General features: G+C 73.8%; 19 protein-coding genes. 10 read left to right on the top strand and 9 right to left on the bottom strand.

What is annotated here, in order from left to right; all coding sequences use genetic code 11:
* Window positions 1-96: 96 nt before the first annotated feature.
* Entirely contained in the window at window positions 97-1,299 is a 1,203-nt protein-coding gene (locus ACFVFR_RS26620; protein ID WP_383706112.1) for a helix-turn-helix domain-containing protein, read from the bottom strand.
* A gap of 90 nt (window positions 1,300-1,389) precedes the next feature.
* Window positions 1,390-2,124, bottom strand: coding sequence for an XRE family transcriptional regulator (locus tag ACFVFR_RS26615; protein WP_383706110.1), 735 nt, complete (start codon window positions 2,122-2,124; stop codon window positions 1,390-1,392).
* Window positions 2,125-2,441: 317 nt separating this feature from the next.
* On the opposite strand from ACFVFR_RS26615, the gene ACFVFR_RS26610 reads away from it, so the two are divergent.
* The 7 genes from ACFVFR_RS26610 to ACFVFR_RS26580 all read left to right on the top strand — a co-directional run bounded on the left by ACFVFR_RS26610 (window position 2,442) and on the right by ACFVFR_RS26580 (window position 9,095).
* Window positions 2,442-2,837 (top strand): hypothetical protein, encoded by a 396-nt coding sequence (locus ACFVFR_RS26610; RefSeq protein WP_383706108.1) that lies wholly within the window; start codon window positions 2,442-2,444, stop codon window positions 2,835-2,837.
* Entirely contained in the window at window positions 2,834-3,355 is a 522-nt protein-coding gene (locus tag ACFVFR_RS26605; RefSeq protein WP_383706106.1) for a hypothetical protein, read from the top strand. The genes ACFVFR_RS26610 and ACFVFR_RS26605 overlap by 4 nt, the downstream gene beginning before the upstream one ends.
* Before the next feature lie 269 nt (window positions 3,356-3,624).
* Complete coding sequence (locus ACFVFR_RS26600) at window positions 3,625-4,158, top strand: polyketide cyclase (RefSeq protein WP_383706104.1); 534 nt, start codon at window positions 3,625-3,627, stop codon at window positions 4,156-4,158.
* A 312-nt stretch (window positions 4,159-4,470) separates the two neighbouring features.
* Entirely contained in the window at window positions 4,471-5,487 is a 1,017-nt protein-coding gene (locus ACFVFR_RS26595; RefSeq protein ID WP_383706102.1) for an ATP-binding cassette domain-containing protein, read from the top strand.
* A complete protein-coding gene (locus tag ACFVFR_RS26590) occupies window positions 5,484-6,323 on the top strand; it encodes an ABC transporter permease (RefSeq protein WP_383706100.1) in 840 nt (279 codons plus the stop codon). The genes ACFVFR_RS26595 and ACFVFR_RS26590 overlap by 4 nt, the downstream gene beginning before the upstream one ends.
* A gap of 250 nt (window positions 6,324-6,573) precedes the next feature.
* A complete protein-coding gene (locus ACFVFR_RS26585) occupies window positions 6,574-8,421 on the top strand; it encodes a sensor histidine kinase (protein ID WP_383706098.1) in 1,848 nt (615 codons plus the stop codon).
* The gene (locus ACFVFR_RS26580) at window positions 8,418-9,095 is read left to right on the top strand and encodes a response regulator (RefSeq protein ID WP_383706096.1); all 678 of its coding nucleotides are present in this window, start codon (window positions 8,418-8,420) and stop codon (window positions 9,093-9,095) included. Before ACFVFR_RS26585 ends, ACFVFR_RS26580 begins: the two co-directional genes overlap by 4 nt.
* Before the next feature lie 569 nt (window positions 9,096-9,664).
* Here ACFVFR_RS26580 and ACFVFR_RS26575 read toward each other — a convergent pair.
* Window positions 9,665-11,005: a UDP-glucose dehydrogenase family protein gene (locus tag ACFVFR_RS26575; protein WP_383706094.1), complete on the bottom strand. Its 1,341-nt coding sequence runs from the start codon at window positions 11,003-11,005 to the stop codon at window positions 9,665-9,667.
* Window positions 11,006-11,260: 255 nt separating this feature from the next.
* On the opposite strand from ACFVFR_RS26575, the gene ACFVFR_RS26570 reads away from it, so the two are divergent.
* Entirely contained in the window at window positions 11,261-12,382 is a 1,122-nt protein-coding gene (locus ACFVFR_RS26570) for an acyl-CoA dehydrogenase family protein (RefSeq protein ID WP_383706156.1), read from the top strand.
* A gap of 944 nt (window positions 12,383-13,326) precedes the next feature.
* Here the strand turns inward: ACFVFR_RS26570 and ACFVFR_RS26565 are convergent.
* Window positions 13,327-13,515 carry an antitoxin gene (locus ACFVFR_RS26565; protein ID WP_383706092.1) on the bottom strand — a complete coding sequence of 63 codons (189 nt, stop codon included), beginning with the start codon at window positions 13,513-13,515 and terminating at the stop codon, window positions 13,327-13,329.
* 357 nt (window positions 13,516-13,872) lie between these two features.
* On the bottom strand, window positions 13,873-15,216 hold the full coding sequence (locus ACFVFR_RS26560; RefSeq protein ID WP_383706090.1) for an LCP family protein: 1,344 nt from the start codon (window positions 15,214-15,216) through the stop codon (window positions 13,873-13,875).
* Window positions 15,217-15,323: 107 nt separating this feature from the next.
* Here ACFVFR_RS26560 and ACFVFR_RS26555 point away from each other — a divergent pair, with 107 nt between their 5' ends.
* Complete coding sequence (locus ACFVFR_RS26555) at window positions 15,324-15,860, top strand: acyl-CoA thioesterase (protein WP_383706088.1); 537 nt, start codon at window positions 15,324-15,326, stop codon at window positions 15,858-15,860.
* A 100-nt stretch (window positions 15,861-15,960) separates the two neighbouring features.
* Here the strand turns inward: ACFVFR_RS26555 and ACFVFR_RS26550 are convergent, their stop codons facing one another.
* Window positions 15,961-16,203: a hypothetical protein gene (locus ACFVFR_RS26550; protein WP_383706086.1), complete on the bottom strand. Its 243-nt coding sequence runs from the start codon at window positions 16,201-16,203 to the stop codon at window positions 15,961-15,963.
* Window positions 16,204-16,395: 192 nt separating this feature from the next.
* A complete protein-coding gene (locus tag ACFVFR_RS26545) occupies window positions 16,396-17,889 on the bottom strand; it encodes an LCP family protein (protein WP_383706084.1) in 1,494 nt (497 codons plus the stop codon).
* A gap of 294 nt (window positions 17,890-18,183) precedes the next feature.
* On the opposite strand from ACFVFR_RS26545, the gene ACFVFR_RS26540 reads away from it, so the two are divergent.
* The gene (locus ACFVFR_RS26540; RefSeq protein ID WP_383706082.1) at window positions 18,184-19,212 is read left to right on the top strand and encodes a glycosyltransferase family 2 protein; all 1,029 of its coding nucleotides are present in this window, start codon (window positions 18,184-18,186) and stop codon (window positions 19,210-19,212) included.
* A 207-nt stretch (window positions 19,213-19,419) separates the two neighbouring features.
* Here ACFVFR_RS26540 and ACFVFR_RS26535 read toward each other — a convergent pair whose 3' ends face one another.
* Entirely contained in the window at window positions 19,420-19,962 is a 543-nt protein-coding gene (locus ACFVFR_RS26535; RefSeq protein ID WP_383706080.1) for a hypothetical protein, read from the bottom strand.
* On the bottom strand, window positions 19,955-20,623 hold the full coding sequence (locus ACFVFR_RS26530; RefSeq protein ID WP_383706078.1) for a hypothetical protein: 669 nt from the start codon (window positions 20,621-20,623) through the stop codon (window positions 19,955-19,957). Before ACFVFR_RS26530 ends, ACFVFR_RS26535 begins: the two co-directional genes overlap by 8 nt.
* Between the last annotated feature and the right edge of the window lie 106 nt (window positions 20,624-20,729).

Raw genomic sequence — 20,729 nt, 5'->3', positions numbered from 1 at the left:
GGCGGCCAGTCGTGCGGGGCGTTGGAGTGGCCGGGAGCAGAGCCCGCGGCCGTCGGTCTTCCCGGTCGGTGGTCACCCGGGGAGGTCGCGCGACGATCAGGCCGTCAGACCGACCTCGCGTGCCATCCTCAACAGGCCCGGCCGCGCCCGCTGGTTGAGGACGAAGAGGACGCGGATCACCTCACGGCTCATCGGATGGACCGACGCCATTTCCGGGGCCACGGTGAACGCCTGCGCCAGCGCCCGCTCGGCCTCCTCGTATTCGCGTACCGCCAGGTGGGCGCGGGCGGCGTCGATGGCCAGCCGCCCCACCCGCGTGGGGCGCAGGCCAGCCGGCGGTGTCCTCAGCAGGGGCGTCGCCATCCGCACGGCGTCGGCCGGTCTGTCCAGTTCGATCTGCGCGGCCAACTCGTAGAGGGCGACGTTGCCCGGCCCGAATGTCAGGTTGTGTGCCAGTACGTCCCTGGGTAGTTGTTCGGCCAGCGCCTTGGCCTTGGTGACGTGCACCCGGGTGGCCGCGAGGTCCCGGTACCGCGACGCCAGCACGACGCCCCGCAGGTGCAACGAGCCGAGGGAGACCAGCCGCTCGGGCGTGGTCCCCAGGGTGCGCGTCGCCCGTTCGTAGCCGCTGATGGCCCGCTCGATGATCGCCAGACCGTCGTCGTACTGTCCGGCGCTCTGGTACGTCCCGGCCTCGTTCCACGCCGCGGCGGCCTCGGCATCCGGTGCCCACGTCTGGCGGGCGGCCCACATCTGCCGGGAGACGATCATGTCGGCGAGGTCGGCCTGCCCGAGCCGGTGGGCAACGCCGTAGGCGCATCCGTACAGGTCCGCCACCTGAGCCCAGGCCGTCGCGTCGCCGGGCGCCTCGAACGCGCTGGCAGTGACCTTGCCCAGCAGCGTGGGCAGCAACGCCAGCAGGTCCAGGTAGCGCGCCTGGGCCCGCAGATCGACCGCCTCGCGCACGGCGCTGAGCAGGGCTCCGGGCGGCAGCGCGTCCTCCCGGGGCAGCGTGTGACGGCGAACGGCCGCGCGCAGTGCGTCGAGCCCCTCGGCCTGCTGCGACGTGTCCGCGAACGGCTGTCCGTACACCCGGGCCGTCGTCACGCGGAGCGCAGCCGCGACGGCCGTCACGAACTGGGGAGTCGCGGGGCGCAGGCCGGTTTCGACCTTGCTGAGATAGCTCACCGTAAACCCGCTGTGCTTCGCGAGCTTGGCCTGCCCTATGCCTCGCGCCTTGCGGAGTACGGCGATGTTCTCTCCGGGCGTCGGCGGGTTCTCCGCCGTGGTGCGGGTCATGGGGAGAGTGTCCCCGTGCCCGGGCGGTGCCAGACCCGGCCCCCGCCCGGCGAATGCGGGGCGGCGCTTTCCGCGACCACCAGAACGCGTTCAGTCGCCCGGTGTCACCCGGCCGCGCTCCCAGACCTGTTCCACGTGGTGCTGGCAGAAGCGGTCGAACATGCCCTCTGTCGCGTGGCGGCGTAGATGAAGAAGGGGAGAGTCGTGGCCGGCCCCCGTGGCGAGGTGGGGCGTGACGAGTGCCTCGTCGTCGAAACGGAAGACGCTCAGGGCGATGTGTGACGGGGCGTCGGCCGCGCTGCTGAAGCGCGCCTCGACGCCACTGTCCGCCAGTTTTGCCAGCTCGGCGAGCGTGACTCCGATACGCGCCGAGACACTGAGCGCGTTGTTCTCCACCGCCTCCCGCTGCCGGGTCGTGACGCTGTCCGGGTCTCCCAGCAGGAAGCGCACACGGCAGCCGGAACGCGCCTTCTCCGTGATGGTGCGCGCGAACTGGGGCTGCTGGGTCCAGAGGAAGTAGTTCGTGAACCCGGCGAACGTGATTTCCTCGCGCGCTCGGGAAATCAACTCTGCCCAGGTGGTGGAAGGGCACGCGGAACGGTACGGGTAGACGGCGACGACTTCTCGGTCAGAACCCGTTTTCACGGCGCTCCGCACGGCGGTGGGCCACAACATGCTTCGTTCAACCCCCAGCACACGGCAGGTATCGGTGGCGTTTCTCGCATGAGGAACGAGGGCGTCGTTCGCGATCCATCGTTCCACGGTCTTCGGGGTGACACCGATCCGCGTGGCCAGTTGGCGAGCTGACAGGTTCTTGCGGTCCACAGCGCCCTGCAAGGCAGTATTCAATAGATCCCCCATGGACTTCTGGGCTTTCTCGTACGGTAGTTGGGGCTGTCGCGGACGTCTCGCTATCGGGGGCGCGACGTCCGAGGAGTGAGCAATTCTGGTGATCGTCCGATGGCGGATAGTGATCGCGCCGGAGTGGTCGTGGAGTGCCGCACGCGCGCGCTGTTCGCCAGCGCCGGAAGTATCTGCCAGAAACGAGCCTCACGGTGAAGCACACCAGGACCACGAAAGTCCGTCGACGGGCGTCGGGTGAACAGCCGCCCCGCGCTCGCGTCGGGGGGCGTGCGCCCGCCGTGTCGAGCCCTGCCATCCCGCCCGGCCTCGGCCCGCGAGAGGCCGTGTTGACCGGGGAGCACGCCGTACGGACCGTGCGGGGCTGTGTGTTGCGGTTCTTCCTCGCTGGTCCGGGGGCGGCTGGCCCGGACGCGGGCTGGGTGCCCGTGACGGACCGGGACTTTCAGTACGCGTACGAGCTGAGCCTGTTCGATCCGGGTGGGCTGGACCGTGGTGACCTGCGGCCCAACGCCCGCCGCGCGCGGCTCGCGCTGGACGCGCTGGCGGGAGCGGGCGCGTTCTTCTGGTCGGACGGGGCGGACACGGCCGGCGTCATGACCACCGACGGCAGGGCCCCCGAGGAGTGCGGCCTGGACCTGGCGGCGCTGCGCCGGAGCGCGGGCGGTGTCTCGTGACCGGGCGACAGGTGCGGGTGACCCTGCTGGTGTGGCGACCACGCGATCCCGCGCGCCCAGGCGACCTGGCGGCGGGCTGGCCGCACGTGCTGCAGGTGCGTGACGGTGGCGGGCCCTGGCAGGTACCGAGCGTGCTGCTACGGCCCGGCGAGCACGTCACCGCCGCCGCGGGCCGCGTCTCCGACGCGCTCGGCCTGACACCGCCGAACGCGCACCGCGTCCTGGCCGTCGACCAACAACCACTGGTGGGGAGCGAGCCGGAGGAACTGACGATCATCGCCGACGGCGGCTGGGTCACCGACGACGACGTGTCCGTGGCCCCCGCGACCCGCTGCCCCCGCGACCATGCCTGCCGGCACGCACACCGACACGGTGTCCATCGCCGGCGTTGGGCCGGTACCGCCGCGGTCGTCGGTGAGGTGGCGTTGGCCGCCGCGCTCGGGGCCGCGGTCGCGGCGATCCCGGCGTTCATCGTGCGGCGGGGCGGGGACGTGCCTGGTGGGGGCCCCGTCTGGTGACCTGGTGCCGGGCTCGCCTCGGCGGCTGGCGCCGGCCGGCGTCAGAGCCGCCCCCTACGCTCACGGCGAGCCACATCGCGTGCGAACCCATCGCGTACCGCCAGGAGTGCTCCCGGCTCGCGGGGTTTCCCCGCCCGCGCCCGCCGCCCGCGGCGCGCCCACACGCGCCCCGGTGTCGGGCCGCGCCCGCGCGACGCGTGGGCGCGGGGTCCCTCGTTGACAGGTGGCGCGGCGGGTTCCGTAGCCGCGCGAGACCGGGAGCGGGCGGGATGACAAGGAGCGTGTACGCCGTGGACCAGGAGAAGGAGCGGGAGACGAGCCGGCCGGAAGACCGGGAGTACGTGAGCGTCAGCCTGAGGGTCGCCGCGCCCGCCGAGCGGGTGTTCGCCGTGCTGGCGGACCCGGCGACGCACGCCGCGATCGACGGCACCGGCTGGGTGCGGAAACCCGTCGACCCGGCACCGCTGACCGAGGTCGGACAGATCTTCCGGATGGGCATGTACCACGCCAACCACCCTGACGGGGACTACCAGGTGGCCAACAAGGTCCACGTCCACGAAGCGCCGCGCGCCATCGGCTGGTTGACGGGAGAGGAGGGGGAGGACGGCCAGGTGACGTTCGGGGGCTGGTTCTGGCGGTACGACCTTGTGCCCCTCGGCCCCTCCGGGACGGAGGTGACGCTCACCTACGACTGGACGGCGGTGCCGCCGTCCATCCGGGAGTACCTCGCGTTCCCCCTGTTCGGCCTGGACCACCTGTCCCACTCGCTCCAGCACCTGGCCGCGATCGCCGTCAGCGAGTGACATCGCCGGGTTGAGCGGCTGCCCGGTCGGCGCCCGCTCCGGCCAGCGCCTGTTCCGGCACTCCGTGCCGGCGCCTGGCCCTGCCGCCCTGTCGCTTCTCAGGGTCCCGTCGTACCCCGGTACTACGCCACTTCCATCGGCGGCCAACCGTGGGCTGACGGTCGCGAGGCGCCCGATGCCTACCGTCAGATGTGGGCCGCAGGAGGTGCGGGCCCGCGCGGCAGGGCGGAGCCCCGTGCGCGTGTCAGGACACCACCGACGCTCACGGCGAGGCCAGCGGGCGAGGTGGACAGGACGATCGGAAGTGCGGCGATGATCAGGGCTTACGGGCTCACCAAACGGTACGGCGAGAAGACCGTCGTGCGAGATCTGACCTTCACCGTGCGGCCGGGCACGGTGACCGGGTTCCTCGGCCCCAACGGCGCCGGCAAGTCCACCACGATGCGGATGCTGCTCGGCCTGGACGCCCCCACCAGCGGCCGGGCCACCATCGGCGAGTGCGCCTACGTCGGCCACCGCGCGCCCCTGCGGGCGGCCGGCGCGCTCCTGGAGGCCCGCTCGATCCACCCCGGGCGCTCGGCTCGCGGACACCTCACGGCACTCGCGCACACCCACGGCATCCCGCGCCGCCAGGTGACCGCCGTCATCGACCGGGTGGGGCTCGGTGAGGTGGCCGACCGGCGGGTCAAGGGCTTCAGCCTGGGCATGGGGCAGCGGCTGGGCATCGCCGCCGCGCTGCTGGCCGACCCGGCCACGGTCATCCTCGACGAGCCGGTCAACGGACTCGACCCGGAAGGCGTGCTGTGGATACGTAACCTGCTCAAGTCCCTCGCGGCCGAGGGCCGTACGGTCTTCGTCTCGTCACACCTGATGAGCGAGATGGCCCTCACGGCGGAGCACCTGATCATCATCGGTCGGGGTCGGTTGCTGGCCGACACCACGATGCGACAGTTCGTCCAGGACGCGGGGGTCGGGGAGGTCACGGTCGTCTCGCCGGAGACGGACCGCCTGCGCGCGCTTCTCGCGGGTCCCGGCGTGCACATCGCCGACCACGGCCCGGACACGCTGCGCGTCACCGGAGCCGACGGGGAGCGCATCGGACGCGTCGCGGCGACGCACGCCATCCCCGTCTTCGAACTCACCCCGCGACGCGCGTCGTTGGAGGAGGCGTTCATGGAGCTGACGCGGGACGCGGTGGAGTACGCCGCGCACGCCGAGTCCACCGACCGTCAGGGGATTCCACCCGCCACGGCCCCGCCGGGTGCCACGGCCCCACCGGGCGCCACCGGCCCGCACGGAACCGACGCCTCGCGGGGAGCCGCCGCGTGAGCGCCTCCTCCGGCGACCTCGTCGCCCCGCCCCGGCCCGCCGCCCCGCACGACAGCGCGGACCCCAGCCCCGACTACCGCGTCACCTGGCCACGCGTGCTCCGCTCGGAGTGGTCCAAGCTGTGGTCGCTGCGCTCGACCTGGATCGCGCTCGCCGCCACCCTGCTGGTCACCGTCGCCCTCGGCGCGATCGTCGCCGGTACGTACGAGACGGGCAGCGGCGACGACGACATCGAACCCGTCGAGTTCACCCTGCTCGGCACACAGTTCGGGCAGCTCACCATCGCCGTGCTCGGCGTGCTGGTCACCGCCGGGGAGTACGCGTCGGGGATGATCCGGGCCACCCTGACCGCCGTGCCACGCCGACTGCCCGTGCTGTGGGCCAAGACGGCCGTCTTCGGTGGCGTGGCCCTCGTGATCACGCTGGTGACCGTCTTCGCGACCTTCCCCCTCGCCCAGGTCTTCCTGTCGGGAACGGACATGGAAGCCGGTATCGGCGACCCGGGCGTGGCCCGCGCGATAGCCGGCGCGGCTGTGGGCATCGCGCTCCAGGGCCTGTTGTGCCTGGGCCTGGGCGCGCTGCTGCGCAGCATCCCGGGAGCGATCGGCGCGTACATCGGCGCGGTGCTCGTCCTGCCCGAGGTGGTCGGACTGTTGCCGTACGGTGCGGTGGGCGACATCGTCGCCTGCATGCCGAGCCAGGCCGCGCAGGCCCTGACGACCGTGCACCACAACCCGGACCTGCTGGCCCCGGGCGCCGCCCTGCTCGCCCTGTGCTGCTGGGTGGCGGCCACGCTGGCGGCGGCGGCCCTGCTGTTGCGGCGCCGGGACGTATGAGCCGGGCGTCCGGATGCCCGTACACTCGCCGGCCCCGGGCACCGGCCGACCCCGTGCGGTGGGCGCCGCCGCGCGTCGTCCCAAGGCGGCGGGCGGGCGACGCGCGGAAGAGAGGATGGGCCCGTACGAGTGACGCCCAGACCACCAGCGCCGGGCGGCCCGGTGGGGCCCGGCGGGGCGGCGTGGGCCGCCGGCGGACCGGTGCGGAGGCGACCGACGAGGAGCGAACGACGAGAAGGGGGACGCGGGGATGAGTGCGGGGGGAGAGGCTCCGGCGTGGACGCCGAGCGGCCCGTATCCGATCCGACTGGCGCACGGGGTCGCGCGGCGGGCGCGCGATCTCGACGCGCGCTACCCGGTGGCCTGGGACCTGTTTCTGACGTCGATCTTCGCCCTCGGGGCCTGCGTGGACGTGGGCGGCGGCAACTGGCGGCGGATCGCCCACTCGGGCACGGTGCCGGTCGCGCTGGTGGCGGTCATGGCGGCGGGCTTCGTCCTGTCGCTGCTGTGGCACCGCAGACGCCCGCTGGCCGCGTTCTACGCCATGACGGCGATCGGCCTGGTGGACGCGTGGGTGGGTACGCGGCTCCAGGTCGGCCAGCTGGGGCAGTTGATGGTGCTGTTCCACATCGCGCTGCGGCTGCCGAGCCGAGCCCTGACGATCGCCGGCGCGCTGACCGTCGCCCAGGCCGCGCTGAGCGCGACGCGCTGGCCCAGCGGCGACTGGACACAGGCGTTCCTCTCCACCGTCACGGCCAGCCTGGTGGCGGCCCTGCTCGGCATCGTGGTCCGCAGCCGCCGCGCGTACACGGCCTCGCTCGTGGAGCGGGCCCGACAGCTTGAGGTCGAACGCGACCAGCAGGCCCAGCTCGCCACCGCCGCCGAACGCACCCGTATCGCCCGCGAGATGCACGACATCATCGGCCACAACCTCTCGGTCATCACCAGCCTCGCCGACGGCGGCTCGTACGCCGCGCGCAAGAGCCCCGAGCGCGCGGCCCAGGCGCTGGAGGCGATCGGCACCACCAGCCGGCAGGCGCTGGACGAGCTCCGCAGACTGCTGGGCGTGCTGCGCGACGACCGTCCGGACGCGCGGGTCGACCCCGAGCTGGGCCCGCAGCCCACGCTCGCCGACCTCGGCGGCCTCGTCGAACGGGTGCGGGCGGCGGGCCTGACGGTACGCCTGACCGAGTGCGGTACGCCCACGGCGGGCTCACCCGGCCGCGAACTGACCGTGTACCGCGTCGTGCAGGAGGCCCTGACCAACACCCTCAAGCACGCCGGCCCACGAGCCACGGCCACCGTGGAGGTGACCCACGCGCCGCACGCGCTGTCCGTCGCCGTCACCGACACGGGCGCGATACGGGGCGCCGCGCGGCGCGGCCACCCGGACCCGACACCGTTCCCGTTCCCGCACACCGCCGGCGACCCCGGCGACCAGCACCCCGCCGACCGTCACGGTCGGGGCCTGCGCGGCATGCGCGAGCGAGCCGCGCTCTACGACGGCACCGTCGCGACAGGCCCCCGCCCGGGCGGCGGCTGGGGCGTACGCCTGGAACTCCCCACCCCCGGCAGCACGCCCCGAGGCCCCGGGACCAGCTCGCGTGACGACGCGCTCACCAGGCCGCCCGCGCGGGACGCGCCGCCCGCGCCGGACGCGCGGACCCCAGCGACCGCGCTGGCCACGCGGAACGCGCTGACCGCGCCCACCGTGCGGGAGGAGCCCGGAGGGCGAGGGGCGGGCCCCGGCGCTGTGCGGAGCGGGCGTACCGCGCAGGACGGGCGCACCGACCGGGACGAGGGCGACGCCCAGAACGAGGGCGCTGCCCGGGGCAGGCGTACCGCCCGGGATGAGGGCGACGCCCGGGACGGGCCCACCGCCCAGGACGGAGGTGTCGCCCAGGGCGGAGGTGCCGTGCGGGGCCGGCGTACCGGCTACGGCGAGGACGCCGCTCGGAAGGCGGGTGTCGCTCGTGGCGGGGGTGCCGGTGAGGGCGCGGAGGGTGGGGGCGCTGGTCGGGGCGGGGCCGTGTCGCGTGGTGAAGGTGTGGGGGGCGAGGCCGGCGGGAGCGGGCGTGGAGTGGAGGGCGGGCCGTGACGACCATCCTGATCGTGGACGACCAGCCGTTGCAGCGGCTCGGGTTCCGCATGTTGCTGGAGAGCCAGGACGACGTGTCCGTGCTCGGCGAGGCGGACAACGGCACCGCAGCCGTCCGCAAGACCGCCGAGCTGCGCCCCGACGTCGTCCTGATGGACGTCCGGATGCCGGGCCTGGACGGCCTGGAGGCCACCCGTCGCATCGTCGCCTCCGGCGACCGCAGTCGGGTGCTGATCCTGACCACGTTCGACCTCGACGAGTACGCGTACGCCGGCCTGCGGGCGGGGGCCAGCGGCTTCCTGGTCAAGGACGCCCAGCCGGAGGAGCTGTTGGCCGGCATTCGCGCGGTGGCCAGCGGTGACGCCGTGGTCGCGCCGAGCGTGACCCGTCGCCTGCTCGACGCGTACGCGGACCAACTGCCGGCCCCGGGCGCGGACACCGGCGAGCCCGTGGGACTGGACCCGCGACTGGCCGCGCTCACCGAACGGGAGCGGGAGATTCTCACGGTGGTCGGCAAGGGCTGGTCCAACGCCGAGATCAGCGTCCGCCTGGGGCTCGCGGAGTCCACGGTCAAGACGCACATCAACCGCATCCTGGCCAAGACCGGCGCCCGCGACCGCGTCCAGGCGGTCATCCTGGCGTACGACACCCGCCTGGTCCGCCCGGCGCCGTGAACGACGGGCCCGCGCCGTGACCACCGCGACCCCCTGGTTCACCGGCGCACCCGCACCCCGCGCCCTGTGCGCCCCGCACCCCCGGTTGGTCGGAGCAGCGGCCCGGCACGTCACTCGGGGACAGGGAGGCGCGCCCCCCGGCCGGCTGTGAGGAGTTGGGCCCCGACAGCCATGTCCCGAAGAGCCGGGTCCGGGAGCCGACGACCGCGCTCCGAAGAGCCGGGCCCCGGCCCAGGCCCCCGGCCCAGGCCCCCGGCCCCGGCCCCGGCCCCGGGCGGACCGTGGCCCGACGGGCAGCGATCCGACAAGCCCCGGCCCCGGTGGACCAGGCCCGGACCAGCCGGAGCTCACGCGCCCAGGCCGAGAGGTTCGCCGACCCGCAGGCCAGGAGGGGCTCAGGCCAGAAGAGTCCCCGCTCCCGGGCCCGGAAGGGCCGCCGAACCACGATGGCCCCCGGCCTCCGACACAGAAGAGGGCCCCCGAGTCAGCAGAGAGTCCCCAGCCGGAGGAGTGCCCGGGTCCGAGAGTCCGGGGGCAGGGCGAGGGCTCTCCGGCGGGAGGCGTGGGGGTCAGAGTCGGGGGCGGCCCAGCGCGCGGTAGGTCCAGTCGGCCTGGCGCCAGACGTCGGGGTCGAGCGCGTTGCGGCCGTCCAGGACGCGGCGGTCGTCGACGACGGCGCCCAGCTCCTCCGGGTCCAGGTCGCGGAACTCGCGCCACTCCGTCAGATGCAGCACCACATGCGCCCCGCGTACCGCCTCCAGCGCGCTGGGCGCGTACCCCAGGGTGGGGAAGAGGGCGCGCGCGTTGTCCATGGCCTTCGGGTCGAAGACGGTGACCTGTGCGCCCTGGAGGTGGATCTGGCCGGCCACGTTGAGCGCGGGGGAGTCCCGTACGTCGTCGGAGTCCGGCTTGAAGGCCGCGCCCAGCACCGCGACCCGCTTGCCGAGGAAGGAGCCGCCGACCGCCTCGCGGGCCAGTTCGACCATGTGGCCCCGGCGGCGCATGTTGATCGAGTCGACCTCGCGGAGGAACGTCAGCGCCTGGTCGGCGCCGAGTTCGCCGGCGCGCGCCATGAACGCCCGGATGTCCTTGGGCAGACAGCCGCCGCCGAAGCCGATGCCGGCGCGCAGGAACTTCTTCCCGATCCGCTCGTCGTAGCCGATCGCCTCGGCCAGCTTCACCACGTCGCCGTCGGCGGCCTCGCACACCTCGGCCATGGCGTTGATGAAGGAGATCTTGGTGGCCAGGAAGGAGTTCGCGGCGGTCTTGACGAGCTCGGCGGTCGGGAAGTCGGTCACCACGAACGGCGTGCCGTCGGCCAGCGGCGTCGCGTACACCTCGCGGAGCACCTTCTCGGCCCGCTCGCTGGTGATGCCGGCGACGATCCGGTCCGGGTGCAGGGTGTCCTGGACGGCGAAGCCCTCGCGTAGGAACTCCGGGTTCCACGCCAGCTCGGCGTCCTCACCCACCGGCGCCAGCTCGCGCAGCCGCGCGGCCAGCCGGCTCGCGCTGCCCACCGGCACCGTGGACTTGCCGACCACCAGCGCCGGGCGGCGCAGCAGCGGCGCGAGCGACTCGAAGGCGCTGTCCACGTACCGCATGTCGCACGCGTACTCGCCCTGCTTCTGCGGGGTGTTGACGCAGACGAAGTGCACGTCACCGAAGTCGGCGACCTCCTCGTAGGAGGTGGTGAAGCGCAGCCGCCCGGTCGAGCCGTCGATCCCGGCGACGTGCCGCCGCAGCAGGTCCTCAAGCCCCGGCTCGTACATCGGCACCCGGCCGGAGGAGAGCAGTTCGACCTTCTCCGGGACGATATCGAGCCCCAGGACGTCGAACCCGAGCTCGGCCATGGCCGCGGCGTGGGTGGCACCGAGGTATCCGGTGCCGATCACAGTGATCTTTGGGGCCATGCGGTGCTCCATGAGGCGAAAGGTGGTGAGGAAGGGCCGGGTCGCGTGGGCCGAGCATAGTCGGGGCCTCATCTGGGCACGTGAGCCGCTGTCATCTAACTCACGTACCCCCGCCTTGGGCCGCACCCCTAGGATTGGGTTACTTAACGGTTATTAACGCTCGGGTACGCACACTCAGGGAGTGAGGACACCGTGGCCTCCGCGGAGAAGAACACTGTCGGATTCGACCTCTACCGCCCGGCCGAGGAGCACGACATGCTCCGCGAGTCGGTGCGCGCCCTCGCCGAAGCCAAGATCGCGCCGTTCGCGGCCGCGGTCGACGAAGAGGCCCGCTTCCCGCAGGAGGCACTGGACGCGCTGGTCTCCAACGACCTGCACGCCGTGCACGTCCCCGAGTCCTTCGGCGGCGCCGGGGCCGACGCCCTCGCCACCGTGATCGTCATCGAGGAGGTGGCCCGCGTCTGCGCCTCCTCCTCGCTGATCCCCGCCGTGAACAAGCTCGGCTCGCTCCCGGTGATCCTCTCCGGCTCCGAGGAGCTGAAGAAGAAGTACCTGGGCCCGCTGGCCAAGGGTGACGCGATGTTCTCGTACTGCCTCTCCGAGCCGGACGCGGGCTCGGACGCGGCGGGCATGAAGACCAAGGCGGTGCGCGAGGGCGACTTCTACGTCCTGAACGGCGTGAAGCGCTGGATCACCAACGCCGGCGTCTCCGACTACTACACGGTCATGGCCGTCACCGACCCGGAGAAGCGCTCCAAGGGCATCTCGGCGTTCGTCGTCGAGAAGGGCGACGAGGGTGTCTCCTTCGGCGCCCCGGAGAAGAAGCTCGGCATCAAGGGCTCGCCCACCCGCGAGGTCTACTTCGACAACGTCCGCATCCCCGCCGACCGGCTGATCGGCGCGGAGGGTACGGGCTTCGCCACCGCGATGAAGACCCTGGACCACACCCGCATCACCATCGCCGCCCAGGCCCTCGGTATCGCCCAGGGCGCCCTGGACTACGCCAAGGGCTACGTCAGGGAGCGCAAGCAGTTCGGCAAGCCGATCGGCGACTTCCAGGGCGTGCAGTTCATGCTGGCCGACATGGCCATGAAGCTGGAGGCCGCGCGGCAGCTCACGTACGCGGCGGCGGCCAAGTCCGAGCGCGTCTCCGCCGGCGGCCCCGACGAGGACCTGACCTTCTACGGCGCCGCCGCCAAGTGCTACGCCTCCGACGCCGCCATGGAGATCACCACCGACGCGGTCCAGCTCCTCGGCGGCTACGGGTACACCCGTGACTACCCGGTGGAGCGCATGATGCGTGACGCGAAGATCACGCAGATTTACGAAGGCACGAATCAGGTCCAGCGGATCGTCATGGCCAGGAACCTGCCGTAGCCCGAACGCCGCTGGCGCGGGGCGCGCCACCCGGGCCGCCCCCGCCGCTGGCCTTGAACCCGTCTCGGCCCCGGCCCGGTCTCGGCCCCGCCTCTGACCTCGGCCCGGTCTCGGCCCGTCCCGGCCCCGCCGGGGTCGGGCCCCCGTCGCCGCCCGCACGGCTCCCGACCCCGCTACGGGCCGGGGCCGTGTCGCGTGTAGCGGCCCTGACCAGGTGGTCCTGTCCCGAGCGGGGTGGGGCGCGAGGGTCGGGCGACCTGGACCGACGAGGCGGGGCGACTCTGGTCAGGCGACCTCACCCGGGCGAGGCGGCCCCGGTCAGACAGCCCGAACGGCGTGGAATGGCCCCCGGCCGGCTACGACCCGCGCGGGAACGCGCCGGGCCAGCCGCGACCGCGCAGGGGAAGGCCCCAGGACGGTCGCGCCCCGCGTGGGAAACCCCCGGCCTGTCACGTCACGACCCGCAGGGAAGGCCCCGGGCCAGCTACGACCTACGGGGAAACGCCTCCCGTCCAGCCGTGACCCGCGCGGGAAGACGACCAGACCGCGACCCGTAGGGAAGGCCCCCGGCCGGCCACGACCCGCGCGGGAACGCGCCGGGCCAGCCGCGACCGCGCAGGGGGAGACCCCAGGACGGTCGCGCCCCGCGTGAAAAACCCCCGGCCCGTCGCGTCACGACCCGCAGGGAAGGCCCCGGGCCAGCTACGACCTACGGGGGAATGCCCCCGTCCAGCCATGACCCGCGCGGGAAGACGACCAGACCGGGACCCGTAGGGAAGGCCCCCGGCCGGCCACGACCCGCGTGGGAATGCGCCGGGCCAGCCGCGACCGCGTAGGGGAAGGCCCCAGGAAAGCCGTGCCCCGCAGGGGCAGCCCTGGGCCAGCCACGGCGTCGTACCCGTCATGCCTGGGTGGACGCCGCTCCCCGCTCGATGGGCGGTCGGTCAGCGGTCGGAGTCGTTGGGGCCCCGGCCGCCCAGTTGGTCGTCCAGGCGCTGTTTGGCCGAGTCGATCTGGTCGCTGTGCTTGCCGCCCGTCTTGCGGTTGACGGCGTCGCCGGCCTTGTCGACGCCCTTCCGGGCTTGGCCCTCGTGTCCCTTGAGCATGCTCTTCAGCTTGTCGAGCATGGACATGGCGTCCTCCTTGCCGATCCGGCTCTGCTCCTGCCACCAGCATCTCCGAGCCGGGCCGGGCCCGCATCCGCACCCGAGGCCGCGCCCGCCGTCGCGGGGTCGCACCCGTCTGGGCGTACCGCTCGCGGGAACGGGCGTGGGGGCCGGCCCCCCACGTCGGGGGCCACCCCGGGCGCACACAGAGGCCGGGGGGGCCCCCGCCGGGGGGGGCGCCCGCCCGGGGGGCCGGGGGGGGGCCCCCCCCCCCGGGGGGGGGGCCCCACGCCTGGCACCGCTGGCCGCCGGGGTCACCACGGGTGTCCCGCCGGTCGGTGGGGCCCGCGCGCCGTCATCGGCGGGCCGGGCCCGGCCGGGTGCTCACTTCGTCGTGACGGTGACCTTCTCGTCGTTCCTCAACTGCTCCATCAGCTTCTTGACCTGCGGCATGTCCCACAGCACGGCGGAGCCCTTGGAGGTGCTGTAGCCGGGGTTGGCGACGGGCATGTTCATCTGCTTGCCGTCGCCGCCGGTCACGCCCTTCATCGCCCAGAACATGGAGCGCAGCTTCCACAGGCTCATGTCCTTGTCGACGATGAGTGAGTCGAGGCCGGCGCTCATCGTCGGGTACAGACGGAACGGGTTGAGGATGGTGCTGGGCGTGGCGGCCTGTGAGGCCAGCGTCGAGAGGAACTTCTGCTGGTTCTTGGTGCGCTCCAGGTCGCTGCCGGCCTCGTACCGGTTGCGGACGAAGGCCAGCGCCTGCTGGCCGTCCAGCGTCTGCTTGCCCTTCTTGAAGTCGGAGCCGGACTTCTTGTCCTTGATGTCGCGCGGGATGTCCATCTCGACGCCGCCGACCGCGTCCACGATCTTCGCGAAGCCGCCGAAGCCGATCTCGGCGTAGTGGTCGATCTTGAGGCCGGTGTTGTACTCGATCGTGCGGACCAGCAGCTCGGGGCCCTGGATGGAGAACGCGGCGTTCAGCTTCTGCTGCTGCTCCGGGATGCGCTTGCCGGACTCGGAGCCGGTGAACGCCGGGATGGTCACCCAGGAGTCGCGCGGCAGGCTGACCATGGTGTTCCCGTTGTCGCCGACGTGCAGGATCATCATCGAGTCCGTGCGCTTGCCGTCGGCGGAGCCGGTGTGCAGGTCCTTCTTCTCCTGGTCGGACATGCCCTCGCGGCTGTCGGAACCCACGATCAGGTAGTTGGTGCCGCTGCCGCCGCCCGGCCGGTCCTCCACCGCGCCCAGGTCGACGTCGCGCTTGAGCTTGGAGTCGGCCCAGAAGTACGTGCCGACGGAGACGACGAGGAGGAACGCCAGGACGCTGATGACGCCGATGGTGATCCGCTTGCGCCAGTTCGGGCGGGCCCGGGGCGGGCCGGGAGGCCCGGGGGGCGCGCCGTGCGGCGGCTGGCCGCCACGGCCCTGGTCGCCGGGGAGCGGGCCGCGCCCGGCGCCGTAGACCTGGCCGGTGTTGTATCCGTCGTCGTGGCCGCCGTCGGCGTGCGCGCCGTCGTAGCCGGAGGGCTGCTGCTGCGGCGGAACCGCGGCACGCGGCGACATTCCGGGCGGCAGCGGCGGCTCTCCCTGTGGGCCGCTGCCGGCCGGCTCGCGGCGGACATGCGGCATGGAACGGGCGATATCGGGTGCGGGGCCGCGGCCGGCGCCGCCGCTGCGCCCCCGATCGCCGTCGCTGGTCCACCCCTCGGGCCAATTGCTCATAGCCGAAGTTTGCCCGCTCATACCAGCCAGCTCACAGTCCGGGTGCGGTCTTGGGGCGTGGCTGTTGCAGAGCTGATGCATTCCGGGGGGCGCATAAGGTGGAGGACATGACCATTCAGGCCCAGGCCACGGAGGCAGCGATACCGGGCAAGCCGACAGCGGCTTCGCGCACCACGCTGTCGCACATCATGACGGCGGCGGACACCAATCTCCTCGGGTCCGTGCACGGCGGCGTGATCATGAAGCTCGTCGACGACGCGGCCGGGGCGGTGGCCGGCCGACACTCGGGCGGCCCCGCCGTGACGGCGTCCATGGACGAGATGGCGTTCCTCTCACCGGTCCGGGTGGGTGACCTCGTCCACGTCCACGCGCAGTGCAACTGGACGGGCCGTACGTCCATGGAGATCGGCGTCCGCGTGATGGCCGAGCGCTGGAACGAGTCCACGCCCGCCACCCAGGTCGGCAGCGCCTATCTGGTGTTCGCCGCCGTCGACGAGGAGGGCAAGCCGCGGAGCGTGCCGCCGGTGATCCCGGACTCGGAGCGCAACGCGCGCCGCTTCCAGGAGGCGCAGATCCGGCGCACCCACCGACTCGCCCGTCGCCGCGCCATCCGGGAGCTGCGCGAGCAGCGCCCGGCCGAGTGACGTCGCCCACCTCGCCCCCTGTCCGGCGTCCCACCCCGCCCTGTTCCACCCCGCTCCACCCAACCCCACCCGTCCCGCTCCGCCACGGGCGGCGTCGGCGTCAGCGCGGCACCGGCGTCGTCGTGGTGCGTCCCGGCTCCCTGCCGGCCGGGGCGTAGTCGCAGTCGAGGCTGGTCATCTCGCGGTCGTTGTCCTCCGCGTCGATGACGACCACGCCGGTGCAGGCCCGACCGTGCTCGTCGGTCCACGTGACCAGTTCGCTGCGGTCCGCCCGCGCGCAGCCCACGAGCAACGCGCCCACGGCCGCCACGGTCGCCGCCGCGCCGAGTCCTCGTACCCTCACGTCGTCCTCCCCCCGCCGCCCCGTCCCCACGGGGCGGACCGTCGTCGCGGCGCACCCCCGCGCGCCGGCGTTCCCCGTCATACTGCCGCCCGTCGGGCGCCGGGCCAACGGTCAGAGCGCGCCCCCGTCCGGCCGCTCGCCCGTCCGCCAGCCGGCCAGTCCGCCAGCTCGTCCGGCCGCCCGCTGGTCTCGCTAGGAGCAGTTCACCTCGTCGCCCTTGACCGCCGTGCCGCCGTCGGTGCTCGGGTGGTCCGGGCGTACCGGACGGACGCCGCGGTGTTCGGTGCCCAGCGTGACGCGTAGGACCGGGCCCTGGCCGCGTACGGCGCGCAGGGTGGCGCCGGGCAGGGCCGTGGCCAGGGAGCGGGCCGAGTCGTCCCACCGGGGGTCGTGGCTGATCACGGTGTGGGTGGCGTCGGTGGTGCGCGCGTTGCTGGCCACGCCGGTGGTGGCGAAGCCGGTCGCGCGCAGCGCGCGGTCGGTCCGGGCGCCCAGGCCCGTGCGGTCGGTGCCGTTGACGACCTGGACCCGGATCCGCGCCGGGTCGACCTCGACCGCCGTGGCCCGGGTCCGCCGTGGGCGGTGCGGGGTCAGCGGGCGGTCCTCGCGGACGGCCTCGAAGAGCTTGTCGGCCCGCGCCTCGTTCCACCGCACGGTCGAGCCCACGCCCGGCACCGGGTAGCTGACGTCGCCGACGGGCACCGAGGCGAACTCGGACGAGGCGGGCGAGAAGCCGCGCATGGCCTTGCCGAGCTCCACCAGCGTGGCGGTGCTCAGCTGCCGGTCGGCCCGTACCGAGCCGAGCAGCGAGGAGGCCACCTTGGTGAACCTGACCGGGTTGAGCAGGACGCCGCTGGTGGTGGCCTTGTCGACGAGGGCGGCCAGGAACCGCTGCTGGCGCTGCATGCGGCCCAGGTCGGCGGCGCCGTCCACGTGCCGGGAGCGCACGTACTGCAGCGCCTGGCCGCCGCTCAGCGTGTGCCGCCCGGCGGCCAGGTCGAGCCCGGTGTAGCGGTCCCTTAGCGGTCGCACGGTGCACACCTCGACGCCGCCCAGCACGTCCACGGTCCGCATGAAGCTGGCGAAGTCGACCTCCAGGTAGTGGTCGACGTGGACGCCGGTCATGTGCTCGACGGTGCGCACGGTCAGGCTCGGACCGCCCTCCGCGTACGCCGCGTTGATCTTCTGCGGGTGGGTGCGGCGGAGGGTGCCGGTCGCCGGATCGCGGTAGGCGGGGATCTCGGCGTACGAGTCGCGCGGCAGGCTGATGACGCTGGCGCGGTCCCGCCGGTCCGAGAGGTGGACCAGCATCAGGGTGTCGGTGCAGTTGCAGGGCTCGCCGCCGAGCCGGTACGCGGCCCGCTCCTGGGCCGAGAGCGCCTCGCGGCGGTCGGTGCCGGCGATCAGGAAGTTCGTGCCGTCGCCGGGGGAGGGGCGCTGGTCGAGCGCCCCGAAGGGGTCGACCCGCTGGATGCCGTTCTCCAGGCCGGTCACCACCGCGTGCCCGACGCCGCCGGTGACCAGCACCGTCGCCGCGGCGCCGACGGCCACGCGCCGCCCCCAGCGGGGCCGCCCCCCGCCCGCCGACGTCGAGCGGGGAGCCGCCGGGGGCGGGGCGGCCGATCCACGGGGCGCGCGCGGTCGGCGCGGGCGGGGCGGCTGGGGAGAGCGGGCCGGTTGGGTCACTGGGGGAGACCTCCGCGACGGGCTGGGGTGGGCGGGCACGCGGGGTGGACGCGTAGGAGGAGCCGGGTGGTGTGGGGGAGGAGTGGCGAACGGGACGGCGGTAAATCCAGCAAAGCGGCTCTAATGTGGCGAAGTGGACATCGTAAGTCCATACGATGAGCGACCGCTGACCCCACGCCGGGCGTCGCGCCGGCGGCCACTCGCCCGGTGCGCCGCCGTGTCCCCCGCTGGCGGTACCGTGGCCCGCACTACCCGCAGTCACCTGAGCGGCGACCCCCGTACCCACGAGGCAGGATGTCCGAGCCACAGCCCCCGGCCGTATCCGTGATCATGCCGGTGCTCAACGAGGAGCGTCATCTGCGCGCTTCCGTCCGGCACATCCTGGAGCAGGAGTACGCCGGCGAGCTGGAGGTGGTGATCGCCGTCGGCCCGTCCTCGGACCGTACGGAGGAGATCGCCGCCGAGCTCGTGCGCGCGGACCCCCGGGTGCGCACGGTGCCCAACCCCACCGGCCGCACACCCGCCGCGCTGAACGCGGCGATCAAGGCGTCCCGGCACCCGGTGGTGGTCCGCGTCGACGGGCACGGCATGCTCTCGCCGCACTACATCGCCACCGCGGTGCGGCTGCTGGAGGAGACCGGCGCGCAGAACGTGGGCGGCGTCATGCACGCCGAGGGCGAGAACGACTGGGAACACGCCGTCGCCGCGGCCATGACCGCCAGGATCGGCGTCGGCGACGCGGCCTTCCACACCGGCGGCGACGCGGCCCCGGCCGAGACCGTCTACCTGGGCGTCTTCCGCCGCGCGGCGCTGGAGCGACAGGGCGGGTACAACGAGGAGTTCGTTCGCGCCCAGGACTGGGAGCTGAACTTCCGCATCCGCGCGGCCGGCGGGCTGATCTGGTTCTCGCCCGAGCTGAAGGTCTCCTACCGGCCCCGGCCGAGCGTGCGGGCGCTGGCCAGGCAGTACCGGGACTACGGCCGCTGGCGGCACGTGGTCGCCCGCTACCACCGGGGCTCGATCAACCCGCGCTACCTCGCCCCACCGGCCGCCCTGGTGGCCATCGCCGCGGGCCTGGCCGTCGGCCTCACGCTCACCCCGTGGGGCCTGGTCGTCCCCGGCGGCTACCTCGCGGCGATCGTGGTGGGCTCCGTCCCGGCGGGCAGGGGGCTGCCGGTCGGCGCCCGGCTGCGCGTTCCGCTGGCGCTGGTCACCATGCACATGTCCTGGGGCTGGGGCTTCCTCACCAGCCCCCCGTCGCTGGCCCGCAAGGTCATCGCCAGCCGCCGCTCCCCGGTCGCCCCCAGCGGCCCGGGGGCCTGAGCGCCCGTACGCCCCCGGCCGTGCCACCACCGGCGCGTAACAGCCAGCCGGCCACCGGCGCGCACCGGCGCACCCCGTCCGCCGCGACCGTGCCCTTCGGCGTACGCGGTGGCCCGTGCGACCCCACCCGAAGCGCTCGCCGGGGGCGGGGCGGACCCGTGCGCGCGGGCCACCTGCCCCGGGAGCGTGGCGCGAGCGGCGCCCCGCTCACCCCCGGCGCCGGCGGCGGTAGTAGGCCACCGTGACCAGGGCGAGCAGCGGCCCCCAGGCCAGCAGGGGCAGGTAGCACAGGGTCATCAGCCAGTAGTGGCCGCCGTCGGGCGACTCGGGGGCGCCCATGGCCTGCGGGCCGTTCCACTCCAGGGCGCCCGCGACGGTGATGTAGGTGACGAGCGCCGCGCCGGTGGCGGCCGGAACCACCGCCACCAGGACGGGAATCCGCCGGCCACCCAGCAGCGGCACCCAGCGCGGCACCTCCTCGCCCCACCGGTGCACCAGGCCCAGTGTGAGCAGCCCGAGCACCTCGGCGCACAGGCTGAGGCCGATCAGGTACAGGGAGACCCCGCTGGGGAAGCGCCCGGGGCCCAGGGGCCCCTCGGAGAACCCGGAGTCCATGCCGAGGGCGACGCCCACGCGCCACAACCCGGAGGGCACCAGGGTCAGGGCGGCGGCGTGCGCCGCCAGCCGGACGGAGCCGGGGACCCGGGGCGCGAGCCGTACGGGCGCGGGCGCGGTCAGCGTGTCAGCCACGGCGGTCCGCCCCCTGGACGCGCCCGGGGTTCTTCCGGATCTCGGCGTGCCGCACCGTGAAGCCGCCCCTGACCACGGTCGTGAACGGCGCGGGCGCCATGCACGAACCGGCCTGTGGCTGGAGGAGCCGCCCCTGGTCGTCCACGTGGCCCGGGTCGACGTTGACCACGCCCCAGGAGAAGCCGAGTCGGTCCGGCGCGCCCCCCGTCCCCTGCTGGACGCTGACGCCGAGCCGGGCGCCGACCTCCTCGGCGTTGGACTCCGTCACGACCGCGGTCAGTGTCGCCGTCCGACCGCTGGTGACCAGGCAGTCCACCTCCGCCGTGGCCCACCCGACGGACCCGTCCCGCGTCGTGTGCCTGATCCGCAGCGTGCCCACGGCGTCGGTCGCCATGCCGCGCGGGTCGCGGGGTGCCGTCGTGAGAGTGAACGGCCGCTGCCGGGCGTGGACGGTGAAGCGGATGTCGTCGTCGGGCGACTCGACGTAGAAGACGCGCGCCGAGCCGTCAACGCTCGCGGTCCTCGCCGACTTCGGGGCGCCGGCCGCCGTCGCCGACACCTTCTCCGTGGCCGACCGGGCGACGGCCGGGGTCGGGCCGGCGGCCACCAGGCCGGCCAGGACGGCGAGGGCCGCCGCGCTGCCGATCGCTGCGTTGCGCATGGGGAACTCTCCAGACTTCGGGGGCGTTTGACGCCGTCTCGGTCGAACGGCTCAAGCCTCGCCCCGGGCGCCCCCTCGTTCCCATCCGCCGATCGGCACAGAGATC

Source organism: Streptomyces sp. NPDC057702, from assembly GCF_042799315.1.
Taxonomy (GTDB): domain Bacteria; phylum Actinomycetota; class Actinomycetes; order Streptomycetales; family Streptomycetaceae; genus Streptomyces.
This window is presented reverse-complemented; position numbering and strand designations above follow the sequence as displayed.